The organism is Pseudomonas fluorescens (genome assembly GCF_030344995.1).
GTDB classification, from domain to species: domain Bacteria; phylum Pseudomonadota; class Gammaproteobacteria; order Pseudomonadales; family Pseudomonadaceae; genus Aquipseudomonas; species Aquipseudomonas fluorescens_BF.
This window is the reverse complement of sequence record NZ_CP128260.1, coordinates 6,120,445-6,138,557: the sequence shown is the minus strand read 5'-3', so window position 1 is coordinate 6,138,557 and position 18,113 is coordinate 6,120,445. Positions and strand designations below refer to the sequence as shown.

Here is an 18,113-nt window from a genome sequence, read left to right as displayed (position 1 = left end):
GCACATCAAGCTTGCAGCTTTTTCTCGATGGCATCCATCAGCAGGCCGCCGATATCGGTGCCGAAGGCATTGTCGATTTCGCGGATGCAGGTCGGGCTGGTGACGTTGATTTCGGTCAGGTGCTCGCCGATCACGTCCAGGCCGACGAACAGCAGGCCTTTTTCGCGCAAGGTCGGGCCGACCTGGGCGGCGATCCAGCGATCCTTGTCGGTCAACGGACGGGCTTCGCCACGACCACCGGCCGCGAGGTTGCCACGGGTTTCGCCCTGGGCCGGAATCCGCGCCAGGCAGTAATCCACCGGCTCGCCGTCGATCATCAGGATGCGCTTGTCGCCGTCCTTGATCGCCGGCAGGTAGGCCTGGCCCATGATCTGCTGGGCGCCGAGGGCGGTCAGGGTTTCCAGAATCACCGAGAGGTTCGGGTCGCCGGCTCGGTGACGGAAGATCGAGGTGCCGCCCATGCCGTCCAGCGGCTTGAGGATCACATCGCCATGTTTGGCGGCGAATTCACGCAGCACGTCGGCGCGGCGGCTGACCACGGTCGGCGGCGTGCACTGCGGGAACAGGGTGGCGAACAGCTTTTCGTTGCAGTCGCGCAGGCTCTGCGGCTTGTTGACCACCAGCACCCCGGCGGACTCGGCCTGTTCGAGCAGGTAGGTGGAGTAGACGAACTCCATGTCGAACGGCGGATCCTTGCGCATCAGGATCACGTTCAGGTCGCTCAGCAGCGAATCCTGCTCGGTGCCCAGTTCGAACCATTTTTCCGGGTTGGCGAAGACTTTCAGCGGTTTCATCCGCGCCCGTGCCTGGCCTTCGCCCTGATAAAGGTCTTTCTGTTCCATATAGAACAGTTCCCAGCCGCGCTTCTGCGCCGCCAGCAGCATGGCCAGCGAGCTATCCTTTTTATAGGAAATGCTGGCGATAGGGTCCATGACAATCCCGACGCGAACGCTCATTGGGTTTTCCTCGAAAATTGGCTACCGGATCGGTATGAAAAAAGTGCCGCCAGAGTGGCGCCGGGCGGGTTTTCGGTCAAGGAAAAACCCGTCGATAGATTGCGTCTGGAGACTGTGCTAAAAAGGCTCCCAATCGTGCCAGGGGGCGTTCTCAGTTGGTTTCCCCTCCGCGTTGTCGCCTAAAAACGGCCCAGGCAAGGCGCGGGCCGCAGGGAATGGTTGTTCCCTTTCCAAGGCCTGCAACGCAGCCTGGGCCGTTTTTAGGCACAACCCGAAGGGCCGGGCCTGCTGTTGTGCAGGGCTGCGTTGCTCGAAGCTTATTTGGAATGACCAAACTACGCTTCTCGCGCCTTGCCCTGCACAACAGCAGACCCGGCGCGGAGGGGAAACCAGCTGAGAACGCCCCCTGCCCTTGAGCATCAAGGGTTTCCAGCCATCAGTCATCGCAAAACGGACAAATTGATTCGCAAAGGCGACGGTAGAGCCCCCTTATGGAACAGCAGTCCAGCGCCTTGAAGGTCATGGTGATCGACGACTCGAAAACGATTCGTCGCACCGCCGAGACCCTGTTGAAAAATGCAGGGTGCGAAGTCATCACCGCGATCGACGGTTTTGACGCCCTGGCGAAGATCGCCGACCACCATCCCGGGATCATCTTTGTCGACATCATGATGCCGCGTCTGGATGGTTATCAGACCTGCGCTTTAATCAAGAACAACAACGCGTTCAAGGGCACGCCGGTGATCATGCTGTCGTCCCGTGACGGGCTGTTCGACAAGGCCAAGGGGCGGATTGTCGGTTCCGATCAATTTTTGACCAAGCCTTTCAGCAAGGAAGAACTGCTCGACGCGATTTCGGCCCATGTTCCGGGCTTCGCTGCCGCTTTGCCGCAGTAAGACACGCACAGAGACGCTCGGCCAGCGGGCCCGGTGTCGACAAGAAAAATGGGGAAGACCATGGCACGTATCCTGATCGTCGATGATTCGCCGACCGAAATGTACAAACTCACCGGCATGCTGGAAAAGCACGGGCACAAAGTGCTGAAAGCCGAAAACGGCGCCGACGGCGTGGCCCTGGCCCGCCAGGAAAAACCCGACGCGGTGCTGATGGATATCGTCATGCCCGGCCTCAACGGCTTTCAGGCCACCCGTCAGTTGACCAAGGATGCGGAAACCAGCCACATCCCGGTGATCATCATCACCACCAAGGATCAGGAAACCGACAAGGTCTGGGGCACCCGCCAGGGCGCCAAGGACTACCTGACCAAACCGGTCGACGAAGACACGCTGATCAAGACCCTGAACAACGTGCTGGCCGGTTGATCGCGCCGCCATGAGCGAGTCGCTGACCGCGTTCGAACTGTTGTGGCAGATCGACCAGCGCTGTCGCCTGCTGGCGGCGGACCTGCCGTCGCAACCGGCGCGCCAGGATCGCTGGAGCGGCATCGGCTTTCGTCTGGGCGAGCACTGGTACGTCACGCCGATGGGCGAAGTCAGCGAAGTGCTGCCCGAACTGCGCGTCACCCAGTTGCCGGGCGTCAAGCCATGGGTCAAGGGCGTGGCCAATCTGCGCGGACGCCTGCTGCCGGTCATGGACCTGTGCGGATTCTTCGGCCATGAACTGTCACCGATGCGCAAACAGCGGCGGGTATTGGTGGTAGAGCATCAGGACGTGTTTGCCGGGTTGCTGGTCGATGAAGTCTTCGGCCTGCAGCACTTCGAGCAGGACAGTTTCGAATCCGTCTCGATCAGTAAGCGGCAAGGCTCCAAGGGCGAGTTCATCAAGGGCTATTTCCGGCGCGAGCAGAACTGGCGGGTGTTCAGCCTGTTTGCGCTGGCGCAGTCACCGAGTTTCATGCACGTCGCGGTTTAACAGGCGAGGACCGATGATCAAAGCAAAAACAGGCAAGCCCGCAGAAGGCTCGCGCAGCCGCTCGCAGATCATCGTGCTGTTCATCGCACTGATCGTGTTCATCATGCTGCTGTTCGCCAACTTCGCTTACCTCAACACCCAGGCCAACTACGACAAGCAGTACATCGGCCACGCCGGCGAGCTGCGGGTGTTGTCGCAGCGGATCGCCAAGAACGCCACCGAAGCCGCTGCCGGCAAGGCCGCCGCGTTCAAACTGTTGAGCGATGCGCGCAACGACTTCGCCCAACGCTGGGGCTACCTGAAGAAAGGCGACCCGGCCACCGGCCTGCCGCCCGCGCCGTCCACCGTGCGCCCGGAAATGCGCGCCGTGCAGTTGGACTGGGAACGCCTGCTGAAAAACACCGACGCAATTCTCTCCAGCGAACAGACCGTGCTGTCCCTGCATCAGGTGGCCGCGACCCTGGCCGAAACCGTGCCGCAATTGCAGATCGAATACGAAAAGGTCGTGGAAATCCTCCTGCAACGCGGCGCTCCGGCGGCGCAGGTGGCGATGGCCCAGCGTCAGTCGCTGCTGGCCGAACGGATTCTCGGCGCGGTGAACACCGTGCTCTCCGGCGATGAAAACTCGCAGCAGGCCGCCGATGCCTTCGGTCGCGATGCCGCGCGCTTCGGTCAGGTGCTTAACGGCATGCTGCAGGGCAACCCGGCCCTGAAGATCAGCCAGGTCGAAGACCGCGATGCCCGCGCTCGCTTGAGCGAGATTTCCGAGCTGTTCCAGTTCGTCTCGGGTTCGGTGGATGAAATCCTCGAAACCTCGCCGGAGCTGTTCAAGGTCCGTGAGTCGGCCACCAATATCTTCAGCCTGTCGCAGACCCTGCTCGACGAAGCCTCGCACCTGGCCACCGGTTTCGAAAACCTCGCCGGCGGTCGCAGCACCGATACCATTGGCGGTTACGTGCTGGGCCTGCTGGCGCTGGCTTCGATCATCCTGATCGGCATGGTCATGGTCCGGGAAACCAACCGTCAGTTGCGCGAGACCGCCGAGAAAAACGAACGCAACCAGAACGCGATCATGCGCCTGCTCGACGAGATCGAAGACCTCGCCGACGGCGACCTGACCGTGACCGCCTCGGTGACCGAAGACTTCACCGGGACCATCGCCGACTCGATCAACTATTCGGTCGATCAGTTGCGTGATCTGGTGGCGACCATCAATCTCACCGCCGGCCAGGTCGCCGCTGCGGTGCAGGAAACCCAGGCCACCGCGATGCACCTGGCCCAGGCCTCGGAGCATCAGGCCCAGCAGATTTCCGAAGCCTCGACCGCGATCAGCGACATGGCCCAGTCCATCGATCAGGTGTCGGCCAACGCCGCCGAATCTTCGGCGGTGGCCGAGCGTTCGGTGGAGATCGCCAACAAGGGCAACGAGGTGGTGCACAACACCATCCATGGCATGGACAACATCCGCGAACAGATCCAGGACACCGCCAAGCGCATCAAGCGCCTGGGCGAGTCGTCCCAGGAAATCGGCGACATCGTCAGCCTGATCGATGACATTGCCGACCAGACCAACATTCTCGCCCTCAACGCGGCAATCCAGGCCTCGATGGCCGGTGATGCCGGGCGCGGTTTCGCGGTGGTGGCCGACGAAGTGCAACGGCTGGCCGAGCGTTCGTCCGCCGCGACCCGGCAGATCGAGACGCTGGTGCGGGCGATCCAGACCGACACCAACGAAGCCGTGATTTCCATGGAACAGACCACCACCGAAGTGGTGCGCGGCGCACGGCTGGCGCAGGATGCCGGTGTGGCCCTGGAAGAAATCGAAGGCGTGTCCAAGATCCTCGCGGCGCTGATCCAGAGCATTTCCAATGCGGCGCAGCAGCAGACGTCTTCGGCCGGGCAGATTTCCCTGACGATGAACGTGATCCAGCAGATCACCTCGCAGACCTCGTCCGGCTCCACGGCCACCGCCGAGAGCATCGGCAACCTGGCGAAAATGGCCAGCCAGTTGCGGCGCTCGGTGTCCGGGTTCACCTTGCCGGCGGCGCCTGCGCCCGTCGCGGACAAGGCGTGAGGCCTGCGGGCGAGTCCATGTCGAGCGGAGTGGTTATGGGTGACCGGCACGACTACGTGGCCCTCGAATGGGTCAAGGGTGAAATAGCCGAGACGCTGAGGCAGGCGCATCAGGCCATCGAAGCCGTGCTCGACGATCCGCAGTCGGTGCCGGGGCTGGACGAATGCCTGGCCTGCATCCATCAGGTCCACGGCAGCCTGCAAATGGTCGAGTTCTACGGCGCGGCATTGCTTGCCGAAGAAATGGAACACCTGGTCGAAGCGTTGCAGAACGACCGCGTCAGCCACCGCGACGAAGCGCTGCACTTGCTGTTGCAGGCGCTGGGTCAGTTGCCGATCTACCTCGACCGCGTGCAGGGCGCCCGCCGTGACCTGCCGCTGGTGGTGCTGCCGCTGATCAACGACTTGCGCAGCGCCCGGGGCGAAAGCCTGTTGTCGGAAACCAGCCTGTTCAGCCCGCAGTTGCCCGAGCTGGCGCCGCTGGGCGAGGAAACCCTGGCGCTGCTTGAACCGGCAGAGCTGCCGAATGTGCTGCGCAAGTTGCGCCAGATGCTGCAAATGGCGCTGGTCGGATTGCTCCGCGAGCAGGACGACCAGACGCACCTCGGTTACCTGGCCAAGGTCTTTACCCGGCTTGAAGCACTCAGCGGTCACTCGCCGCTGAGCCCGTTGTGGCAGGTCGCCTCGGCGCTGGTCGAAGGCATGCGCGAAGGGCGGATCGCCAACAGCCCGGCCCTGCGCAGCCTGTTCAAGGACGCCGACAAGGAACTCAAGCGCCTGCTCGACCAAGGCATGCCCGGCCTCAACCAGCCGCCACCGCCTGAACTGCTGAAAAGCCTGCTGTTTTATATCGCCAAAGCCGAACATCCCACCGGGCAGATGCTGACCATGAAAGATCGCTACTCCCTGGACGACGCGCTGCCCGACAGCGCGATGGTCGACGAAGAACGCGCGCGCCTGGCCGGCCCCGACCGTGATGCCATGCGCTCGGTGCTCGCGGCGCTGTGCGAAGAGCTGGTGCGGGTCAAGGAACGCCTCGACCTGTTCGTGCGCAGCGACCGTCAGCACGCCTCGGATCTGGACAGCCTGCTGGCGCCGCTGCGGCAGATCGCCGACACCCTGGCGGTGCTCGGTTTCGGCCAGCCGCGCAAGGTCATCATCGATCAACTGGCGGTGGTGCTGAGCCTTGCGCAAGGCCAGCGCGAACCGAACGACGCCACGCTGATGGACGTCGCCGGCGCCTTGCTCTACGTCGAGGCGACGCTGGCCGGGATGGTTGGCACAGTGGAACCGGAGAGCCCGGAAGACTCGCGCCTGCCGACTACCGACCTGACGCAGATCCATCAGATCGTGATCAAGGAAGCGCGCATCTGCCTGCAACAGGCCAAGGACATGATCGTCGACTACATCGACGCCGACTGGGATCGCCAGCAACTGCAAAGCCTGCCGGCACTGCTGACCCAAGTTCGGGGCGCGCTGGCGATGATTCCGCTGACGCGAGCGGCAAGCCTCCTCGAAGCCTGCAACGGATTTATCCGCGAGCATCTGTTGCTCGACCCTCACGAGCCGGGCTGGCAACAACTCGACAGCCTTGCCGACGCCATCAGCAGCCTCGAGTACTACCTTGAGCGCCTGACCGACGACCCGCAGGCACCCAGCGAACACTTGCTGGATATCGCGCAGAAAAGCCTCGCCAGTCTCGGCTTCTTTCCTGACGAACAGCCCGGCGAGCCGCATGTGCCGGTGCTCGACGATGTGCTCAGCCCCAGTGAAGCCCTGGTGATGCAGGATTTGCAGGAGCTGGACGATCCGCAGATCGTGCAGTCGTTGGCCGAAGTGCTGGCCAGCCCGGTGTCGGCGGTCAACCCGCCGGCCTTGACCACGCCGGGCAGTCTGCTGCCGCCACCGGCCGACGAAGAACCGGTGGATGACGAGCTGCGCGAAGTGTTCCTCGAAGAGACCGGGGAAGTGCTCGAGGTGCTGAGCGAATACCTGCCGCGCTGGTCTGCCGAGCCCGATGATCGCGCTGCCCTGAGTGAACTGCGCCGCGCTTTCCACACCCTCAAGGGCAGTGGCCGGATGGTGCGCGCGCTGGTCCTCGGCGAGCTGGCCTGGGCGGTGGAAAACCTGCTCAACCGCGTGCTGGAACACAGCGTCGAACCCGGCCCGGCGGTGCGCCAGTTGCTGGCCGACACACTTCTGCTGTTGCCGGACCTGATCACCGAATTCGCCACCAACGGCCAGCGTCAGCGCCATGATGTCGATCAACTGGCGGCCCGCGCCCATGCGCTGGCCAAGGGCGATACGCCGCTGCCGGCCGAAGACGTGGAAGACGTTGCAGCCCTCGATCCGCTGTTGCTGGAGATCTTTCGCAACGAAGCCGAAACCCACCTCGCCAGCCTCAATCGCTTCCTCGATCAGGCCGCCGAGCATATGCCGCTACAGGCTAGCGACGAGTTGCAGCGCGCGCTGCACACACTCAAGGGCAGCGCGTCGATGGCGGGAGTTTCGCCGATTGCCGAACTGGCGGCGCCGCTCGATAAACTGGCCCGGGAATTCAAGGCCCATCAACTGGCGCTGGACCTCGACGAAGTGGAACTGCTGCTCGAAGCCGAGGGCCTGTTCCGCGTCGGTCTGCGTCAGCTCAAACACGATCCGCTGGCGCCGATTGTCGGCGCGCAGTCGTTGATCAAACGCACCGAAACCCTGCTCAGCGAGCGCCTGGAATCGGTCCTCAACGCCCCCAGCAGTGCGTTGCGGGTCAAGCGCGATCCGCAACTGATCAACAACTTTCTGGCTCAGGGCATGGACATCCTGCTCGACGCCGAAAACCTTTTGCAGCGCTGGCAGCAGCACCCCGGCGAACGTCAGGAACTCAGCGCTCTGCTGGATGAGCTGACTACCCTGGGCGAGGGCGCGCACCTGGCGGATCTGCTGCCGGTGGATGTGCTGTGCGAAGCCTTGCTCGATCTGTACGGCGCCGTCGAAGAAAGCAGCCTGGCGGTCAGCGAGCGGTTTTTCCATGAGGCGCAGCAGGCTCACGAAGCGCTGATCAACATGCTCGACGAACTGGCCGCCGGCCAGGAAATCACCCCGCAACCGCAGCGCATCCGCGCCTTGCACGAACTGCTCGACGAGAGCCTCGACCCGTCGTCCATGGGCCTGATCCGCAGTGACGGCAGCCGCACCCTGAGCATCCGCGAACTGGGCAGCGCCACCGCCGAACTGCAACAGCACGGTGTCGACAACGGGCCGGATGACGAGATCGTCGAGATTTTCCTCGAAGAGGCGGTGGACATTCTCGACAGCGCCGGCCAAGCCTTGCAGCGCTGGTTGAAGGATCCGGAAAACGGCGCACCGCTGTCGTCGTTGCAACGGGATTTGCACACGCTCAAGGGCGGCGCGCGGATGGCCGAGGTGGCGGCGGTCGGCGATCTGGCCCATGAGCTGGAAGGCCTTTACGAAGGGCTGGTGGATCGTCGTTACAGCCACAGCGAAGCCCTCGACCGATTGCTGCGCCAGAGCCACGAGCGTCTGGCACAGTTCCTCGAACTGTTGCACCAGCACCAGCCGCTGGATCCGGCGCAGGACCTGATCGAGGCGATTCGCGGTTTCCGTCAGGGCCCGAGCGCCAGTCCCGAAACACCGTCAGCCGGCGTCACGCAGGATGGCCCCGGACACGATCCGGAGCTGCTGGAGATCTTCCTCGAAGAAGGTTTCGACATCATCGAAAACTCCGGCGCCGCGCTGCTGCGCTGGCAGGCCGAGCCCGGCAATCGCCAGGAAGTGGAAACCCTGCTGCGCGACCTGCACACCCTCAAGGGCGGCGCGCGGATGGTGGAGATCGGCCCGATCGGCGATCTCGCCCACGAGCTGGAATACCTTTACGAAAGCCTGTCCGCCGGCACCTTGCAAGGCAGCGCCGAACTGTTTGCGCTGTTGCAGCGCGGCCATGACCGCTTGGCGCAGATGCTCGATGCGGTACGTGCCGGCCAGCCGTGCCCACCGGCAGACCGGTTGATCAGCGCGATCCAGAATTTCAGCCATCCGGTGGTTGTGCAAACACCGGCGTCCGTGCCGCCGGTGGCGGTCAAGGTCGAGCCTGCTGCCCCGGTGCCCGAGGCGGGGGCGGACATGGTCAAGGTCTCCGCCGAGTTGCTGGATGAACTGGTCAACCTTGCCGGCGAAACCTCGATTTTCCGTGGGCGAATCGAACAGCAAGTCAGCGATGCGCAGACCGCTTTGCACGAGATGGAAACCACCATCGAGCGGATGCGCGACCAGTTGCGCCGGCTCGACACCGAAACCCAGGGGCGGATCCTCAGTCGTCAGCAAGTGGACGCCGAACGCCTCGGCTACGAAGACTTCGACCCGCTGGAAATGGACCGCCATTCGCAGTTGCAGCAGCTGTCACGGGCGCTGTTCGAGTCCGCCTCCGACTTGCTGGATCTGAAGGAAACCCTCGACCGGCGCACCCACGACGCGGAGAACCTGTTGCAGCAGCAGGGCCGGATCAACACCGAGTTGCAAGAAGGTCTTATGCGCACGCGCATGGTGCCGTTCGAGCGCATGTTGCCGCGTCTGAAACGTATCGTCCGGCAGGTCGCCGAAGAGCTGGGCAAGGACGTCGCGTTCAGCGTCGGCAACGCCGAAGGCGAGATGGACCGCAATGTCCTCGAACGCATGGCCGCACCGCTGGAGCACATGCTGCGCAATGCCGTCGACCATGGTCTGGAGTCCGCCGAAGTCCGGCTGGCGGCGGGCAAACCGGCGCAAGGGCAGATCAGCCTCGACCTGTCTCGCGAGGGCGGCGACATCGTGTTCGACATCCGCGACGATGGTGCAGGCGTGCCGCTGGACGCCGTGCGGCGCAAGGCGATCAAGCGCGGCCTGTTGGCGCCGGACGCCGAGATCAGCGACCGCGAGGTGTTGCAGTTCATCCTCCAGCCAGGCTTTTCCACCGCCGAGAAAATCACCCAGATTTCCGGGCGCGGCGTGGGCATGGACGTGGTGCACGAAGAAGTCCGGCAACTGGGCGGCACCATGAGTATCGACTCGGTGCCGGGGCAGGGCGTGCACTTCCGCATTCGCCTGCCGTTCACCGTGTCGGTCAACCGTGCGCTGATGGTGCAGTGCGGTGAGGATCAGTATGCGATTCCGCTGAACACCATCGACGGCATCGTCCGCGTGCTGCCGAATGAACTGGACGGGCATTTCCGTCTCGATCCGCCGAGTTATCAGTACGGCGGTCAGCGTTATGAACTGTGCTACCTCGGCGAGCTGCTGAAAACCGCGCCACGGCCGAAACTGTCCGGCCAGAGCCTGCCGGTGCCGGTCTTGCTGGTGCAGTGCAACGACCGGCACATCGCGGTGCAGGTCGATACGATGGCCGGTACCCGCGAGATCGTGGTCAAGAGTCTCGGCCCGCAGTTCGCGTCGGTGCAGGGTGTGTCCGGGGCGACGATTCTCGGCGATGGCCGAGTGGTGCTGATTCTCGACCTGCTGGCGCCGATCCGCGCGATGCAGGCACGGTTGCCGCAGCGTCCGGCCAGCCATGAAATCGAGAGCGAACCGCAGAAGCCGTTGCTGGTGATGGTGGTCGACGATTCGGTAACGGTGCGCAAGGTCACCAGCCGTCTGCTCGAACGCCACGGCATGAACGTGCTGACTGCCAAGGACGGGGTCGATGCGATGCTGCTGCTGGAAGAACACATGCCCGACCTGATGCTGCTCGACATCGAAATGCCGCGCATGGACGGCTTCGAAGTGGCGACCCAGGTGCGTCATGACGAACGCCTGCAACACCTGCCGATCATCATGATCACCTCGCGCACCGGCCAAAAACACCGCGACCGCGCGATGGCCATCGGCGTCAACGACTACCTCGGCAAGCCGTACCAGGAATCGGTGCTTCTCGAAAGCATCGCCCTGTGGAGCAAAAAACATGCATGAACGGCGTCACAACCAACGCTCCAGCCAACTCACCGGGCTGCTGCTGCCGCTGGCGGATCGCAACCTGATCCTGCCCAACGTCGCCGTTGCCGAGCTGATCGACTACCAGTCCAGCGCCTTCGATCTCGACACACCGCCGTGGTATCTCGGCCGGGTGACCTGGCGCGAGCGGCAGATTCCGCTGCTGAGTTTCGAGTCGGCGTGCGGCAACAAGATCGTCATTGGCGAACGGGCGCGAATCGTCATCCTAAATGCCCTCGGCGGGCGGCCGGAGTTGAAGTTCATCGCGCTGCTGGTGCAGGGAATTCCGCGCTCGTACAAGCTCGACAGTCAGTTGAGTTATGTCGACGTGCCGCTGTGTGCGCTGGAGCAGGCGGCGGTGCAGGTGGGGGAGCAGGTGGCGAAGGTGCCGGATTTGTTGGCATTGGAGACGTTGTTGGTGGATGCGGGGTTGGTCTAAGTTCGCTTGAGTTTTGTGTTGCCTCTTCCCCCTTTCCCTCACCCCAGCCCTCTCCCGGAGGGAGAGGGGGCCGACCGAGGTGTCTGACGTTTTCCATCAACCTGAAAAAACCAGTCGATTATGGATTCGCTGCAAATCGTTCACCTCGGTGCATCTCGCCAATATCCCACGGTCAGTCCCCTCTCCCTCCGGGAGAGGGCTAGGGTGAGGGCGGCTCTTGATCATTACGCTGACCGTAATGATTCACCGCCGCGCTTGATTGATGCCCCCACCCGACACTCCTAAGGTAGCTCCACGACAGCGAACCCCGTGGAGTGAGCATGACAACAACAATATCCCCCGACTCGCGCTGGACGCGGCGGCGTGACGAGAAGCAGCGGCGCCTCGACAAGGTGCGCGGGCTGGCCGACGGTGCGGTGTTGCCCACCGACAAAATCGTCGCAGCGCTTGAGGCGCTGATCCTGCCCGGCGACCGCGTGGTGCTGGAAGGCAACAACCAGAAGCAGGCGGATTTCCTTTCCCGCGCGCTGGCCAAGGCCGATCCTGAAAAGCTCCACGACCTGCACATGATCATGCCCAGCGTCGGTCGCTCCGAGCATCTGGACCTGTTCGAACGCGGCATCGCCCGCAAGCTCGATTTCTCCTTCGCCGGCACCCAGAGCCTGCGCATCAGCCAGTTGCTCGAAGACGGTCTGCTGGAAGTCGGCGCGATCCACACCTACATCGAACTCTACGCCCGGCTGGTGGTGGACCTGATCCCCAACGTCGTGCTTTCGGCCGGGTTCATGGCCGACCGTGCCGGCAACATCTACACCGGCCCGAGCACCGAAGACACCCCGGCGCTGATCGAACCGGCAGCCTTCAGTGACGGCATCGTCATCGTCCAGGTCAATCAACTGGTGGACGACGTCAGCGAACTGCCTCGCGTGGACATTCCCGCGTCGTGGGTCGATTTCGTGGTAGTGGCGGACAAGCCGTTCTACATCGAACCGCTGTTCACCCGCGACCCTCGCCACATCAAGCCTGTGCACGTGCTGATGGCGATGATGGCGATCCGCGGGATCTACGAAAAACACAACGTGCAGTCGCTGAACCACGGCATCGGTTTCAACACCGCCGCCATCGAACTGATCCTGCCGACCTACGGTGAATCCCTCGGCCTCAAGGGCAAGATCTGTCGCAACTGGACGCTCAACCCGCACCCGACCCTGATCCCGGCTATCGAGAGTGGCTGGGTCGAAAGTGTGCATTGCTTCGGCACCGAACTGGGCATGGAAAACTACATCGCCGCTCGTCCCGACGTGTTCTTCACCGGCCGTGACGGCTCGCTGCGTTCCAACCGGATGTTCTGCCAACTGGCCGGGCAGTACGCGGTGGACCTGTTCATCGGCGCGACCCTGCAAGTCGATGGCGATGGTCATTCCTCCACCGTGACCCGTGGCCGCCTCGCCGGTTTCGGTGGCGCGCCGAACATGGGCCACGACCCGCGTGGTCGGCGTCACGGCACTCCGGCCTGGCTCGATATGCGCCATGACGATTCGCAGCAACCGATGCTCGAACGTGGCAAGAAACTCGTGGTGCAGATGGTCGAGACCTTCCAGGAGGGCGGCAAACCGACCTTCGTCGAAACCCTCGACGCGGTGGAGGTGGCGAAGAAAAGCGGCATGCCGCTGGCGCCGATCATGATCTACGGCGACGACGTCACTCACCTGCTCACCGAAGAAGGCATCGCCTACCTGTACAAGGCGCGTTCGCTGGAAGAGCGTCAGGCGATGATCGCTGCCGTTGCCGGCGTCACCGCCATCGGTCTGCGGCACAACCCGAAAGACACCGAACGCATGCGCCGTGAAGGCCTGATCGCCTTGCCCGAAGACCTCGGCATCCGTCGCACCGACGCCACCCGCGAATTGCTGGCGGCGAAAAGCGTGGCCGATCTGGTCGAGTGGTCCGGCGGCCTCTACAACCCGCCCGCCAAGTTCAGGAGCTGGTAATGCACGCACTCAACCTGAAAGCGAAACCTGTTTCTTTGGCTGACCGATTAGCGGATCTGGCGGTGGACGCGCTGATCGACGAAGCCGACCTGTCACCGAAACCCGCGCTGGTCGACCGCCGTGGCAACGGTGCGCACACCGATCTGCACCTGGGATTGATGCATGCCTCGGCGCTGGCGTTGTGGCCGGCGTTCAAGGAAATGGCCGAAGCCGCGCTCGAGTTCGGCGAGATCGGCTTGCCGCTGCGCGAAACCATTGGCCGCATTGGCCGGGAAGGCGAGCAAGCGATGCTCGCCACCACCAACGGCGTGAACACCCATCGCGGGGCGATCTGGGCGCTGGGCCTGCTGGTCACGGCTGCTGCGCTGGACACCAAATCCACCAGCGCTGGCGCCGTCACTCTGCGTGCTGCGCGTCTGGCGTTACTCGATGACCGTCATGCGCCGCGCCCGCTGAGCCATGGCGCGCAAGTCGCCCAGCGCTACGGCGCTCGTGGTGCCCGGGAAGAAGCGCAACTCGGCTTCCCGTCCGTGGTGCAGCGCGGTCTGCCGCAGCTCAAACGCAGCCGCGCCGCCGGCCATGGCGAACAGAACGCCCGGCTCGATGGCTTGCTCGCAATCATGACCGACCTCGCCGACACCTGCGTCCTCTATCGCGCCGGCGAACCGGGCCTGCACGCCATGCAATACGGCGCCCAGGCAGTGCTCGACGCCGGTGGCAGCGCCAGCCTCACCGGTCGCCGTCGCCTGCACGAACTGGATCAACAACTCATCGCATTGAATGCCTCGCCCGGTGGCGCCGCTGACTTGCTCGCCGCCAGCCTGCTGCTCGACCGGATCGAGCGCGACGGCATCCTTCAGGGAGCGTTTTGATGGAAACCTTATCCTTTGAATTCCCCGCCGGGCAGCCGCCGCGCGGTCGGGCGCTGGTTGGTTGTGTCGGCTCGGGCGATCTGGAAGTGCTGATCGAACCGGGCCTGGCCGGCAAGCTGACGATCAATGTGCAGACCTCGGTCAACGGCGCGCAGCAGCGCTGGCAGCATCTGTTTGCGCGGATGTTCGACGGCACCACGCCACCGGCGATGGCCATCGATATCCACGACTTCGGCGCGACCCCGGGCGTGGTGCGCCTGCGTCTGGAACAAGGCTTCGAGGAGATCGGCCATGACTGACACCTCGGCACTTTTGCACAAACACAGCTTCGTCGAACTCGGCGCCCGGCAGAGGGCGAAAGCCCTGCTCGACACCGGCACTTTCCGCGAACTGCTCGACCCGTTTCAACGCGTCATGTCGCCATGGCTCGAACGTCAGGGCGTGGTGCCCCAGGCCGATGACGGCGTGGTGATCGCCAAGGGCAGCCTCGACGGTTTGCCAGTGGTGATCGCCGCCATCGAAGGCGCGTTTCAAGGCGGCAGCCTCGGCGAAGTCGGCGGCGCCAAAATCGCCGGCGCACTGGAACTGGCTGCCGAGGACAACCGCAAAGGCATCCCGACCCGCGCCATCCTGCTGCTGGAAACCGGCGGCGTGCGTTTGCAGGAAGCCAATCTCGGGCTGGCGGCGATTGCCGACATTCATGCGGCGATTGTCGATTTGCAGCAATACCAACCCGTGGTCGGCGTGGTGGCCGGTAGTGTCGGTTGCTTTGGCGGGATGTCGATTGCCGCCGCGCTGTGCAGCTACTTGCTAGTGACCCAGGAAGCACGCCTCGGCCTGAACGGCCCGCAGGTGATCGAACAGGAAGCCGGGATCGAGGAATACGACTCCCGCGACCGCCCCTTCATCTGGAGTATGACCGGCGGTGAGCAACGTTTCGCCAGTGGTCTGGTTGACCGTTATGTCGCCGATGACGTGGCGCAGATTCGCCAGCAGGTCGGCGAGTTGCTGCAACGAGGTCTGCCAGCGCAACCGCGCAGCCAGCGGGCCGAGTGGTTCCTGCAACGGCTGACGAGCCTGGACACTGACAAGCAAATCGAGCCTTCGGTGGTTCGCGATCTGTATCAAGGAGAGCGCTCATGAGTGGTTATTCCGTGCGCGGTTTGAACTGGTTCAACGCCTTGAGCGTTGGCGCGAATGCGGTTCAGGGTTTGCCGGCATCGCTGAAGGTCGCCGACGGTGAGCTCGGGCGCTTTATCGCGGTGGTCGCCAATCCGCAAAACCGTTTCCCTCGCGCTCGCAACGGCGAAGTCGGTTTGCTCGAAGGCTGGGGTCTGGCCAGGGCTGTGGATGACGCGATCACTGCCGACCGTGACAAAACACAAAAGCGCCCATTGATCGCCATCGTCGATGTGCCGAGCCAGGCCTACGGTCGCCGCGAAGAAGCGCTCGGCATTCATCAGGCGTTGGCCGGTGCGGCGGACGCTTATGCCCGTGCGCGTCTGGCCGGGCATCCGGTGATTGCGCTGCTGGTGGGCAAGGCCATGTCGGGGGCGTTTCTCGCTCACGGATATCAGGCCAATCGCTTGATCGCCCTGCGTGATCCGGGGGTGATGGTGCACGCGATGGGCAAGGCTTCGGCGGCGCGGGTGACCTTGCGCAGCGTCGAAGAACTGGAAGCCCTGGCGTCCAGCGTGCCGCCGATGGCCTATGACATCGACAGCTACGCCAGCCTCGGGTTGCTCTGGGAAACGCTGTCGGTGCAGCAGATTGAGCAGCCGACGGAGGAGGATCTGGCGCGGGTCGGCGAATGCCTGAAGCAAGCCATCGGTGATATTGGCGCAACGGATTTGAGCAATCGTCTCGGCGCGAAAAATCGCGAAGCCTCCAGCCGCGTGCGTGAACTGTTGAGGGCGCAGTGGTGAACACGCCTCTGGCCCACGACTTGCTGTGGGGCATGACGCCGGCGCAGTTGCCGGCTGATGCGCCGCAGTGGGCGATTGACTCGCTGGCTGCCGGTCAACCGGTGGTGGTGCGGCGGGCGTTGAGTGAGGAGGGATTGGTGGCGGTGGGCGTGCGTGGTCGGTTGCGCGAGCAGCGGATGGCGGCGTTCATGGCGATCGATTCGATTGCTTGCCGGGTCAGCCCGGAAGCGCTTTGTCAGGTCGAGAGCGAGCGTGATCTGCCGGTCATGCAGGCGCTTCGGCAACTGCGGCCGGTGCTCGATGATTGCGGCTGGATCTGGGGCGTCAGTGGCAGTGTCGGGTTTGAACTGGCGAGTGGTTTTGCGGCGATGCACGAAGCTAGCGATCTCGACCTGATCCTGCGGACACCGCAACTCATCACCCGTAATCAGGCACGTAAATTGGTCGCGGTTTTCGATCAGGCGATCTGCCGGGTCGACCTGCAATTGCAGACGCCATTCGGTGCCGTTGCCCTGCGCGAATGGGCCGGAAATGCTTCGCGGGTGCTTCTTAAAAACGCCCATGAAGCCTGTCTGGTGTCTGATCCGTGGAACCCGCAGGAGCAGGCAGCGTGAGCAGCCTGCTGGTGTTTCCCGGCCAGGGCGCGCAGCAGCCCGGCATGCTCCAGCGTTTGCCTCGGGAAACGCTGATCGAGGCCAGTGAAAGCCTCGGTGAAGATGTCTTGCGGCTGGATTCCGGCGAAGCGTTGCGCAGCACGCGAGCGGTACAGCTCTGCCTGCTGATCGCCGGTGTCGCGGGCTCGCGGCAATTGTTGCAGGACGGACTCACTGCTGATTACGTCGCCGGTCTGTCCGTCGGTGCGTATCCGGCAGCGGTGGTCGCCGAAGCATTGAGCTTCAGCGATGCGTTGCATCTGGTCAGCCTGCGCGGCGAGTTGATGCAGCAGGCTTATCCACAGGGCTTCGGCATGACCGCGATCATCGGTCTGCAACTATCCACAGTCGAAGATTTGCTGGCTCAGGTGCACAGCGCAGAAACACCGGTGTATCTGGCCAACATCAACGCCGATAACCAAGTGGTTATTGCCGGTAGTGACAAGGCGATGCAAGCGGTCGCCGAGCTGGCGCGCAGTCGTGGCGCTGGTCTGGCAAAACGTCTGGCGGTCAGCGTGCCGTCGCACTGCCCGTTGCTGGACGAGCCTGCGCAAACCCTCGCCGAAGCGTTCGCCAGGGTAGAACTGAAAACACCGAAAATCGCTTACCTGAGCGGCAGCCGCGCAAGGCCTGTGACCAAGGTTGAAGCTTTGCGCGACGATCTCGCCTTCAACATGTGCCGCGTGGTGGACTGGCGCGGCACCGTGCAAAGCGCCTACGAGCGCGGTGTGCGGTTACAAATCGAACTGCCGCCCGGTGCGGTGCTGACCGGGTTGGCGCGCCGGGTGTTCGAACAGGGGACTGTCACTGCCTTCGACAGTGCCCGGCTCGACACCTTGCAGGCGCTTTTGCGTGAAGAGGAGGGCCGACGACCCTAAATCACCGACTCAGGCTTCGAACAACAAAAACAACATTCGACGATGCACTTTGAGGACTACAACAATGATTATTTACGGTGTGGCGCTGCTGGCGATCTGTACGCTGGCAGGGGTGATCATGGGTGACCTGCTCGGCGTGCTGCTGGGGGTCAAATCCAACGTCGGCGGGGTCGGCATCGCCATGATCCTGTTGATCTGCGCGCGGTTGTGGATGCAGAAACGCGGTGGCATGACCAAGGATTGCGAGATGGGCGTCGGCTTCTGGGGCGCCATGTACATTCCGGTGGTGGTGGCGATGGCCGCACAACAGAACGTCGTCACCGCCCTGCACGGCGGCCCGGTGGCGGTGCTGGCGGCGATCGGTTCGGTGGTGGTCTGTGGCTGCACGATTGCCCTGATCAGCCGTACCCACAAGGGCGAGCCTTTGCCCGACGAGCCGGCGGAAATCTCCCCGGTCGGCACACCGGTAGGAGGTCGCTGA

At 63.5% G+C, this 18,113-nt stretch carries 15 protein-coding genes; 14 read left to right on the top strand and 1 reads right to left on the bottom strand.

Annotated elements, in window-relative coordinates; genetic code table 11:
- Positions 1 to 5: 5 nt before the first annotated feature.
- On the bottom strand, positions 6 to 956 hold the full coding sequence (gene gshB / locus QR290_RS27640; RefSeq protein WP_007953331.1) for a glutathione synthase: 951 nt from the start codon (positions 954 to 956) through the stop codon (positions 6 to 8).
- Positions 957 to 1,447: 491 nt separating this feature from the next.
- On the opposite strand from gshB, the gene pilG reads away from it, so the two are divergent.
- From pilG to madL, 14 genes are all read left to right on the top strand, one after another.
- Positions 1,448 to 1,852, top strand: a complete 405-nt coding sequence (pilG, locus tag QR290_RS27635) for a twitching motility response regulator PilG (RefSeq protein WP_007953330.1) — start codon at positions 1,448 to 1,450, stop codon at positions 1,850 to 1,852.
- Positions 1,853 to 1,912: 60 nt separating this feature from the next.
- Positions 1,913 to 2,278, top strand: coding sequence for a twitching motility response regulator PilH (gene pilH / locus QR290_RS27630; protein WP_289203992.1), 366 nt, complete (start codon positions 1,913 to 1,915; stop codon positions 2,276 to 2,278).
- 10 nt (positions 2,279 to 2,288) lie between these two features.
- Positions 2,289 to 2,828, top strand: a complete 540-nt coding sequence (locus QR290_RS27625; protein WP_007953327.1) for a chemotaxis protein CheW — start codon at positions 2,289 to 2,291, stop codon at positions 2,826 to 2,828.
- Between the two features lie 13 nt (positions 2,829 to 2,841).
- Positions 2,842 to 4,902, top strand: a complete 2,061-nt coding sequence (locus QR290_RS27620; protein ID WP_289203991.1) for a methyl-accepting chemotaxis protein — start codon at positions 2,842 to 2,844, stop codon at positions 4,900 to 4,902.
- Positions 4,903 to 4,937: 35 nt separating this feature from the next.
- The gene (locus tag QR290_RS27615; protein WP_289203990.1) at positions 4,938 to 10,853 is read left to right on the top strand and encodes an Hpt domain-containing protein; all 5,916 of its coding nucleotides are present in this window, start codon (positions 4,938 to 4,940) and stop codon (positions 10,851 to 10,853) included.
- Positions 10,846 to 11,313 (top strand): chemotaxis protein CheW, encoded by a 468-nt coding sequence (locus tag QR290_RS27610; protein ID WP_289203989.1) that lies wholly within the window; start codon positions 10,846 to 10,848, stop codon positions 11,311 to 11,313. Before QR290_RS27615 ends, QR290_RS27610 begins: the two co-directional genes overlap by 8 nt.
- 320 nt (positions 11,314 to 11,633) lie before the next feature.
- A complete protein-coding gene (gene mdcA / locus QR290_RS27605) occupies positions 11,634 to 13,304 on the top strand; it encodes a malonate decarboxylase subunit alpha (RefSeq protein WP_127800384.1) in 1,671 nt (556 codons plus the stop codon).
- A complete protein-coding gene (locus QR290_RS27600) occupies positions 13,304 to 14,176 on the top strand; it encodes a triphosphoribosyl-dephospho-CoA synthase (protein ID WP_289203988.1) in 873 nt (290 codons plus the stop codon). The genes mdcA and QR290_RS27600 overlap by 1 nt, the downstream gene beginning before the upstream one ends.
- Positions 14,176 to 14,475: a malonate decarboxylase subunit delta gene (locus QR290_RS27595; protein WP_003229075.1), complete on the top strand. Its 300-nt coding sequence runs from the start codon at positions 14,176 to 14,178 to the stop codon at positions 14,473 to 14,475. The genes QR290_RS27600 and QR290_RS27595 overlap by 1 nt, the downstream gene beginning before the upstream one ends.
- On the top strand, positions 14,468 to 15,319 hold the full coding sequence (locus QR290_RS27590) for a biotin-independent malonate decarboxylase subunit beta (protein WP_289203987.1): 852 nt from the start codon (positions 14,468 to 14,470) through the stop codon (positions 15,317 to 15,319). The genes QR290_RS27595 and QR290_RS27590 overlap by 8 nt, the downstream gene beginning before the upstream one ends.
- A complete protein-coding gene (gene mdcE, locus QR290_RS27585; RefSeq protein WP_289203986.1) occupies positions 15,316 to 16,101 on the top strand; it encodes a biotin-independent malonate decarboxylase subunit gamma in 786 nt (261 codons plus the stop codon). The genes QR290_RS27590 and mdcE overlap by 4 nt, the downstream gene beginning before the upstream one ends.
- Complete coding sequence (locus QR290_RS27580; protein WP_289203985.1) at positions 16,095 to 16,715, top strand: malonate decarboxylase holo-ACP synthase; 621 nt, start codon at positions 16,095 to 16,097, stop codon at positions 16,713 to 16,715. Before mdcE ends, QR290_RS27580 begins: the two co-directional genes overlap by 7 nt.
- Positions 16,712 to 17,632: a malonate decarboxylase subunit epsilon gene (mdcH, locus tag QR290_RS27575; RefSeq protein WP_289203984.1), complete on the top strand. Its 921-nt coding sequence runs from the start codon at positions 16,712 to 16,714 to the stop codon at positions 17,630 to 17,632. Before QR290_RS27580 ends, mdcH begins: the two co-directional genes overlap by 4 nt.
- A gap of 64 nt (positions 17,633 to 17,696) precedes the next feature.
- A complete protein-coding gene (gene madL, locus QR290_RS27570; protein WP_007953315.1) occupies positions 17,697 to 18,113 on the top strand; it encodes a malonate transporter subunit MadL in 417 nt (138 codons plus the stop codon).

Excerpts from the sequence above, each read along its gene's own strand:
- gshB (WP_007953331.1), bottom strand. The coding sequence starts at position 956 with ATGAGCGTTCGCGTCGGGATTGTCATGGACCCTATCGCCAGCATTTCC.
- pilG (WP_007953330.1), top strand. The coding sequence starts at position 1,448 with ATGGAACAGCAGTCCAGCGCCTTGAAGGTCATGGTGATCGACGACTCG.
- pilH (WP_289203992.1), top strand. The coding sequence starts at position 1,913 with ATGGCACGTATCCTGATCGTCGATGATTCGCCGACCGAAATGTACAAA.
- QR290_RS27625 (WP_007953327.1), top strand. The coding sequence starts at position 2,289 with ATGAGCGAGTCGCTGACCGCGTTCGAACTGTTGTGGCAGATCGACCAG.
- QR290_RS27620 (WP_289203991.1), top strand. The coding sequence starts at position 2,842 with ATGATCAAAGCAAAAACAGGCAAGCCCGCAGAAGGCTCGCGCAGCCGC.
- QR290_RS27615 (WP_289203990.1), top strand. The coding sequence starts at position 4,938 with ATGGGTGACCGGCACGACTACGTGGCCCTCGAATGGGTCAAGGGTGAA.
- QR290_RS27610 (WP_289203989.1), top strand. The coding sequence starts at position 10,846 with ATGCATGAACGGCGTCACAACCAACGCTCCAGCCAACTCACCGGGCTG.
- mdcA (WP_127800384.1), top strand. The coding sequence starts at position 11,634 with ATGACAACAACAATATCCCCCGACTCGCGCTGGACGCGGCGGCGTGAC.
- QR290_RS27600 (WP_289203988.1), top strand. The coding sequence starts at position 13,304 with ATGCACGCACTCAACCTGAAAGCGAAACCTGTTTCTTTGGCTGACCGA.
- QR290_RS27595 (WP_003229075.1), top strand. The coding sequence starts at position 14,176 with ATGGAAACCTTATCCTTTGAATTCCCCGCCGGGCAGCCGCCGCGCGGT.
- QR290_RS27590 (WP_289203987.1), top strand. The coding sequence starts at position 14,468 with ATGACTGACACCTCGGCACTTTTGCACAAACACAGCTTCGTCGAACTC.
- mdcE (WP_289203986.1), top strand. The coding sequence starts at position 15,316 with ATGAGTGGTTATTCCGTGCGCGGTTTGAACTGGTTCAACGCCTTGAGC.
- madL (WP_007953315.1), top strand. The coding sequence starts at position 17,697 with ATGATTATTTACGGTGTGGCGCTGCTGGCGATCTGTACGCTGGCAGGG.